5 protein-coding genes are annotated in these 7,109 nt (G+C 66.5%); 4 read left to right on the top strand and 1 reads right to left on the bottom strand.

The genetic code is table 11. From position 1 onward, the window contains the following. Window positions 1–106: 106 nt before the first annotated feature. The 4 genes from ABZE94_RS18925 (at window position 107) to ABZE94_RS18910 (ending at window position 6,172) form a co-directional block, all read left to right on the top strand. On the top strand, window positions 107–1,678 hold the full coding sequence (locus ABZE94_RS18925) for a formate dehydrogenase beta subunit (protein ID WP_372877397.1): 1,572 nt from the start codon (window positions 107–109) through the stop codon (window positions 1,676–1,678). 15 nt (window positions 1,679–1,693) lie between these two features. Then, complete coding sequence (gene fdhF / locus ABZE94_RS18920; RefSeq protein ID WP_372877395.1) at window positions 1,694–4,537, top strand: formate dehydrogenase subunit alpha; 2,844 nt, start codon at window positions 1,694–1,696, stop codon at window positions 4,535–4,537. An 84-nt stretch (window positions 4,538–4,621) separates the two neighbouring features. Beyond that, entirely contained in the window at window positions 4,622–4,864 is a 243-nt protein-coding gene (locus tag ABZE94_RS18915) for a formate dehydrogenase subunit delta (protein WP_372877393.1), read from the top strand. A gap of 516 nt (window positions 4,865–5,380) precedes the next feature. Beyond that, a complete protein-coding gene (locus ABZE94_RS18910; protein WP_372877391.1) occupies window positions 5,381–6,172 on the top strand; it encodes a transglutaminase domain-containing protein in 792 nt (263 codons plus the stop codon). Window positions 6,173–6,400: 228 nt separating this feature from the next. On the opposite strand, the gene fdhD is transcribed toward ABZE94_RS18910, so the two are convergent. Next, window positions 6,401–7,109 (bottom strand): formate dehydrogenase accessory sulfurtransferase FdhD (gene fdhD, locus ABZE94_RS18905; RefSeq protein ID WP_372877390.1); only part of this gene is annotated, 709 nt, incomplete at its 5' end.

The following is a 7,109-nucleotide window of genomic DNA, read 5'->3' as shown; positions in this document are numbered from 1 at the left end:
TGGGCAACTGCGCCTGTGCGCCGAACGCCATGCTCAACGGCCAGCTGCACGGCCGGGTCGATGTCGAGGATCTGCTGGACTTGTTGGAAGAACAGGAGGCACGTGCATGAATTCGCCAATCACCGTCTATGTCCCGCGTGATGCCAGCGCCCTGAGCCTGGGCGCCGATCAGGTGGCCCAGGCCATCGTCGCCGAAGCCAAGGCGCGCAACCTCGACGTGAAGCTGGTGCGCAACGGTTCGCGCGGGCTGTTCTGGCTGGAACCGCTGGTCGAAGTCGCCACCCCGGCCGGGCGCGTCGCCTATGGCCCGGTCAAGGCCCGCGACGTCGCCGGGCTGTTCGAGGCCGGTTTCCTCGACGGCGGCGAGCATTCGCTCGGCCTCGGCCTGACCGAAGAGATCGACTACCTCAAGCGCCAGGAGCGCCTGACCTTCGCCCGCGCCGGGATCACCGATCCGCTGTCGCTGGCCGACTATATCGCCCATGACGGCTACCGCGGCCTCAAGCGCGCACTGGAAATCGGCGCCGAGGCGATCATCGCCGAGGTGCTCGATTCCGGCCTGCGCGGACGCGGCGGCGCGGCCTTCCCCACCGGGATCAAGTGGCGCACCGTGGCCGGCTGCGAAGCGGCGCAGAAGTACATCGTCTGCAACGCCGACGAGGGCGACTCGGGCACCTTCTCCGACCGCATGGTGATGGAAGACGACCCCTTCGTGCTGATCGAGGGCATGACCATCGCCGCCCTGGCCGTCGGTGCCACCGAGGGCTATATCTACCTGCGTTCGGAATACCCGCACGCCGAGGCGGCGCTCAAGGCGACCATCGCCACGGCCTATGCCGAGGGCTATCTGGGCGACGACATCCTCGGCAGCGGCCAGCGCTTCCACCTGCACCTGCGCCGCGGCGCCGGCGCCTATGTCTGCGGTGAGGAAACCTCGCTGCTGGAAAGCCTCGAAGGCAAGCGCGGCGAAGTGCGACCCAAGCCGCCGCTGCCGGCGATCGAGGGCCTGTTCGGCATGCCGACGGTGATCAACAACGTGATCTCGCTGGCCTCGGTGCCGATTATCCTCGACAAGGGCGGCGCCTACTACAAGGACTACGGCATGGGCCGTTCGCTCGGCACCCTGCCGATCCAGCTGACCGGCAACATCGCCCGCGGCGGCCTGATCGAGAAGGCCTTCGGCGTCACCCTGCGCGAACTGCTCTATGAGTACGGCGGCGGCTCGGCCAGCGGCCGACCGATTCGCGCGGTGCAGGTCGGTGGCCCGCTCGGCGCCTACCTGCCGGAATCGCAATTCGACACGCCGCTCGATTACGAGGCCTTCGCGGCCCTCGGCGCGGTGCTCGGCCACGGCGGCATCGTGGTGTTCGACGACACGGTCGACCTGGCCCATATGGCGCGCTACGCCATGGAGTTCTGCGCGATCGAATCCTGCGGCAAGTGCACGCCCTGCCGGATCGGCTCGACCCGCGGCGAAGAGCTGCTCGAGCAGATCATTGTGGCCCGCTCGGAAGGCCCGCAGCCGGGACGCATCGAACTGCTTAAGAGCCTGTGCGACACCATGCTCGGCGGTTCGCTCTGTGCCCTCGGCGGCATGACGCCTTACCCGGTGCTGAGCGCCCTCAATCACTTTCCCGAAGACTTCGGCGTGTCGAAAGACGCAGCCGCAGCTCGCTGAACCGGAGATACCGACATGGCCCTGTTTCGTGAACTCGACTATGGCACCCCTGCCCGTACCGGCGCTCCGGTAACCGTGGAAATCGACGGCCAGGCGATCAGCGTGCCGGCCGGCACCTCGCTGATGCGCGCGGCCCAGGAGGCCGGCATCGCCGTGCCCAAGCTGTGCGCCAGCGACAGCCTCGAGCCCTTCGGCTCGTGCCGCCTGTGCGTGGTGGAAATCGAAGGCCGCCGCGGGTTCCCGGCGTCCTGCACCACCCCGGTGGAAGCCGGGATGAAGGTGCGCACGCAGAGCCCGAAACTGGCCGAGCTGCGTCGCGGCACCATGGAGCTGTACATCTCCGACCACCCGCTGGACTGCCTGACCTGCTCGGCCAACGGCAACTGCGAGCTGCAGGACATGGCCGGCGTGGTCGGCCTGCGCGAAGTGCGCTACGACCCGGTGAAGACCCACCTGGCCGAGGCCAAGGACGAGTCCAACCCCTATTTCACCTTCGACCCGGCCAAGTGCATCGTCTGCAACCGCTGCGTGCGCGCCTGTGAAGAAGTGCAGGGCACCTTCGCCCTGACCATCAGCGGCCGTGGCTTCGACTCGCAGGTCAGTGCCGGGCAGAACGAGGACTTCCTCGACTCCGAGTGCGTGTCCTGTGGCGCCTGCGTGCAGGCCTGCCCGACCGCCACGCTGATGGAAAAAACGGTGATCGAGAAGGGCCAGGCCGAACGCAGCGTGACCACCACCTGTGCCTATTGTGGTGTCGGTTGCTCGTTCAAGGCCGAGATCAAGGGCAACGAAGTGGTGCGCATGGTGCCGAACAAGGACGGCCACGCCAACCACGGCCACTCCTGCGTCAAGGGCCGCTTCGCCTGGGGCTACGCCACTCACCCGGATCGCATCGCCGCGCCGATGATCCGCGAGAGCATCGATCAGCCGTGGCGCACCGTCGACTGGGACGAGGCGATCAGCTACACCGCCAAGCGTTTCAAGGACATTCAGGCGCAGTACGGCCGCGACTCGGTCGGCGGCCTGACCTCGTCGCGTTGCACCAACGAAGAGGCCTACCTGGTGCAGAAGCTGGTGCGCGCCGCCTTCGGCAACAACAACGTCGACACCTGCGCGCGGGTCTGCCATTCGCCGACCGGTTACGGCCTCAAGGTCACCCTCGGCGAATCCGCCGGGACCCAGGACTTCGACTCGGTGCTGGCCGCCGACGTGGTGCTGGTGATCGGCGCCAACCCCACCGACGGTCACCCGGTGTTCGGCTCGCAGCTCAAGCGGCGCCTGCGCGAGGGCGCCAAGCTGATCGTCGCCGACCCGCGCGGCATCGACCTGGTGCGCGGCCCGCACGTCAAGGCCGACCATCACCTGCAACTGCGTCCCGGCAGCAACGTCGCCCTGCTCAACAGCCTGGCTCACGTCATCGTCACTGAGAATCTGGTCAACGAGGCCTTCGTCGCCGAGCGCTGCGAGACTGAGGCCTTCGAGCAATGGCGCGCCTTCGTCGCCGACCCGCGGCACAGCCCCGAGGCCATGGCGGAACTGACCGGCGTGCCGGCCGCCACGGTGCGCGCCGCCGCGCGTCTGTACGCCACCGGCGGTAACGCAGCGATCTACTACGGCCTGGGCGTGACCGAACACAGCCAGGGCTCCTCCACCGTGATGGCGATCGCCAACCTGGCCATGGCCACCGGCAACATCGGCCGCGCCGGCGTCGGCGTCAACCCGCTGCGCGGACAGAACAACGTGCAGGGCTCCTGCGACATGGGTTCCTTCCCCCATGAGCTGCCCGGCTACCGTCACGTCTCCGACCCGCTGGCGCGGGCGCAGTTCGAACAATCCTGGGGCGTCAGCCTGCTCGACGAGCCGGGCCTGCGCATTCCCAACATGCTGGCGGCGGCGCATGCCGGCACTTTCAAGGGCATCTACATCCAGGGCGAAGACCCGGCGCAGTCCGACCCCGACACCCAGCACGTCACCGATGCGCTCAAGGCCATGGAGTGCGTGGTGGTGCAGGACCTGTTCCTCAACGAAACCGCCAAGTTCGCCCATGTGTTCCTGCCCGGCGCCTCCTTCCTCGAGAAGAACGGCACCTTCACCAACGCCGAGCGGCGCATCTCGCCGGTGCGCAAGGTGATGCCGGCGCTGGCCGGCAAGGAAGACTGGGAAGTGACGGTGGCGCTGTCCAATGCCCTCGGCTACCCGATGAACTACAGCCATCCGTCGCAGATCATGGACGAAATCGCCAGCCTGACGCCGACCTTCACCGGCGTCAGCTATGCCAAGCTCGACCGTATGGGCAGCATCCAGTGGCCGTGCAACGACGCCGCGCCGGAAGGCACGCCGATCATGCACGAGGACGCCTTCGTGCGCGGCAAGGGCCGCTTCATGGTCACCGAGTACATCGCCACCGAGGAGCGCACCTCGCGCAAGCGTCCGCTGATCCTCACCACCGGGCGGATCCTCTCGCAGTACAACGTCGGCGCGCAGACCCGGCGCACCGAGAACAGTGCCTGGCATGCCGAGGATGTCCTCGAGTTGCACCCGGTGGATGCCGAGGACCGCGGGATCAACGACGGCGACTGGGTGGCGATCAACAGCCGCGCCGGCGAGACGGTGATGCGCGCGGTGGTCACCGAACGGATGCAGCCGGGGGTGGTCTACACCACCTTCCACCACCCGGAATCCGGTGCCAACGTGATCACCACCGACAACTCGGACTGGGCGACCAACTGCCCCGAGTACAAGGTCACCGCCGTGCAGATCAGCAAGGTCGAAGCGCCTTCGCAGTGGCAGGACGAGTTCCACGCCTTTACCAAGGAGCAACTCGACCTGCTGCCACGGATCAAGGTTACCCAGCTCTAAGCGCCGCTGGCGGCGGGCGATCCGGGTGATCGTCCGCCGCCCTTGTTTTTCAGCTCTTCGACCGCCAGAGGTTCGCAGATGGGCATGAACGCCACACAATTGATCAAGATGGCCAACCAGATCGGCGCCTTCTTCGCCTCCCAGCCCGACCCCGAGCAGGCGCGCGCGGACTTCGCCCTGCACCTGAAGAAACAATGGGATCCGCAGATGCGCACCGCGCTCTATGCCCACCTCGACGCCACCGCCGGCGAAGGCCTCAGCCCCTTCGCCCTGGAGGCGATGCAGGGCCTGCGCGAGCAGATCGAGCCGCTGGCCAAGAGCGCCTGATTCCTGGCCTCGGCCGGGTGCAGCGCTGAACAACAAGCCCGCATCCTGCGGGCTTGTTGTTTTATCTCGAGCAGGCGCCGCAGGATTCAAGGCAAGTGCGGCGAGGAGGCCCCCTATGGAATTTCGCAAGCAGCGGGGTTTGGCTAACTGGAACGCGCCCGTTGGCCATGGCGAGCTGGCCGGTGGCGTTGGTCGTGCAGGTCGATGCGGCGGCACTAGCCGTGCAAGTGGGTTTAGCGCTCTGCCGATTCGCCCTAGACAGCGTCCGTTCGAATGGCATAGTTTCTGACAGGAATCGGCCGGCAGCACCTGCTGCTTGGGTTGGCTGTCATTCCTATCGAATTTCTCCCTCAACGCGTCTCTCAGCACACGGCAAGAAGCGACTAGGGCTTAAGGTGAGCCGCTAATGCGCGGGCATGCTCCTTCTCCACCGCGCTCAAATCGCTCGCTTGGCTCACGGGGACTGCGTGCCGCAGCCCCTAAACCGTTCTGCAACGCTATAGGCCTTCTATGTGGATGCGTGCTACCTGCTTACTTGAATTCAATAGCCCGGTTGCGACGCCGTTTATCTTCATGCTGCGGCCACGCAGTGGCTGGCAGCAGTGGGTCGGCCGCGAACAATACCTGTTGACGCCCAGCGTATCGGCGGTTGAGTTCACCGACCCATTTGGCAACCTTTGCCAGCGCTTGATGGCGCCGGCCGGGCAATTCGCGGTCCACACCTCGTTTGATGTCGAGGCCGCCGAAGCCTCCGATACAGCGCCCGGCGCCTACTTTGTCGAGGTGCAACAGTTACCCGAAGAAACCCTGCCATTCCTGCTGCCCAGCCGCTTCTGCGAGTCTGATCGCTGCACCCAGCTGGCCGCGTCCATCGTTGCCGGGCGGCTGCCTGGCTACGATCAATGCAGCGCGATCGTGGCGTACATTCGCCGGACCATCGCCTATACGCCCGGAGCGGGTCAGCAAATCATCAGCGCCTGCGAGGTCAACGAGCGGTCACAGGCAGTCTGCCGGGACATGGCGCATCTGGGGATTGCCTGTTGTCGGGCGCTGTCGATTCCGGCGCGCATGGTCGTGGGCTACCTGGAAAACCTGCAACCGATGGACCTGCATGCCTGGTTCGAGGCCTACGTGGGCGGGCGCTGGTACACCTTTGATCCAACCCAGGACAATGAGCAAGGCGGCAGGATTACCGTCGCCTACGGGCGCGACGCGGCCGACGTGGCCATCTACACGCAGTTCGGCGATCCGGTTGAATTACTGCACATGCAGGTAAGCGTCGAACGAATCGCGGCACCGTCCTACTGACGATTCACTAGGCGGCGGCGTGACGTCCGGCACTATCGTTCAGACGCTCTTCCCCTGCGCCCGCTTGTGCGGCCAACGCTTTACCCGGGTTCGAGAACGCCCCGCCATCAAGGGGCTCGTAGCGGCTGACAACGGCTATTCGGCCCCACCCCACGGGCAGCGAGTCAGCCTTTGCCGCCCTGGCGTCAGAGCGGTTTGAGAGCAGGGGCAGAGCTGTTTCGGCTTGGCTCAGTCTGCAGCCTCGGCTGGCGGCGCCGGGCTATATACCCGTGGGGCGCTGCGGTGCGGCAGGTGGATCAGGTTGAGGCAATGGCGACGCGCCCAGTCCGTGGCCAGGTCGGTTGGGGCGGAGAGGCTGACCAGGGTGCCGATGCCGGCGCGCACCGCCTTGTGGATCAGCTCCAGGCTGCAGCGGCTGGTGACCACGGCGAAGCCCTGGCAGGGCTCCAAGGGCTCGCGCAGCAGGGCGCCGATCAGCTTGTCCAGGGCGTTGTGGCGGCCGATGTCCTCGCGGCACAGGCGCAGCTCGCCACTGCCATCGACGAAGGCCGCGGCGTGCAGCGCGCCGCTGTGGCGGGCCAGACGCTGGGCTTCGGCGAGGCGATCGCGTAGCGCATGCAGGTGGGCGGGCGGCGGCAGGGCATGGGCCGGCAACACCGCGAGTTTGGGCAGGGCCTGTTCCAGCGCTTCCACCCCGCACAGGCCACAGCCGCTGGTGCCGGCCAACTGCCGGCGCTGCTGCTTGAGCGCCCAGAACGCACGGTTACTGATCTCCACCTCGGCATTCAGGGCAGCGCCGCTACGCGTGAGGCGGATGTCGTAGATCTCGTCGATGGAGTCGACCAGGCCGCCGCTGAGGCTGAAACCGGCGATAAAGTCTTCCACCGCCGAGGGCGAGACCATCATCACCGCATGACTGATGCCGTTGTAGCTGATG

The sequence above is a fragment of the Pseudomonas sp. genome (genome assembly GCF_041601375.1).
GTDB lineage: Bacteria > Pseudomonadota > Gammaproteobacteria > Pseudomonadales > Pseudomonadaceae > Aquipseudomonas.
The sequence above is the reverse complement of the archived record's forward strand: the minus strand, read 5'-3'. Positions and strand labels throughout refer to the sequence as shown.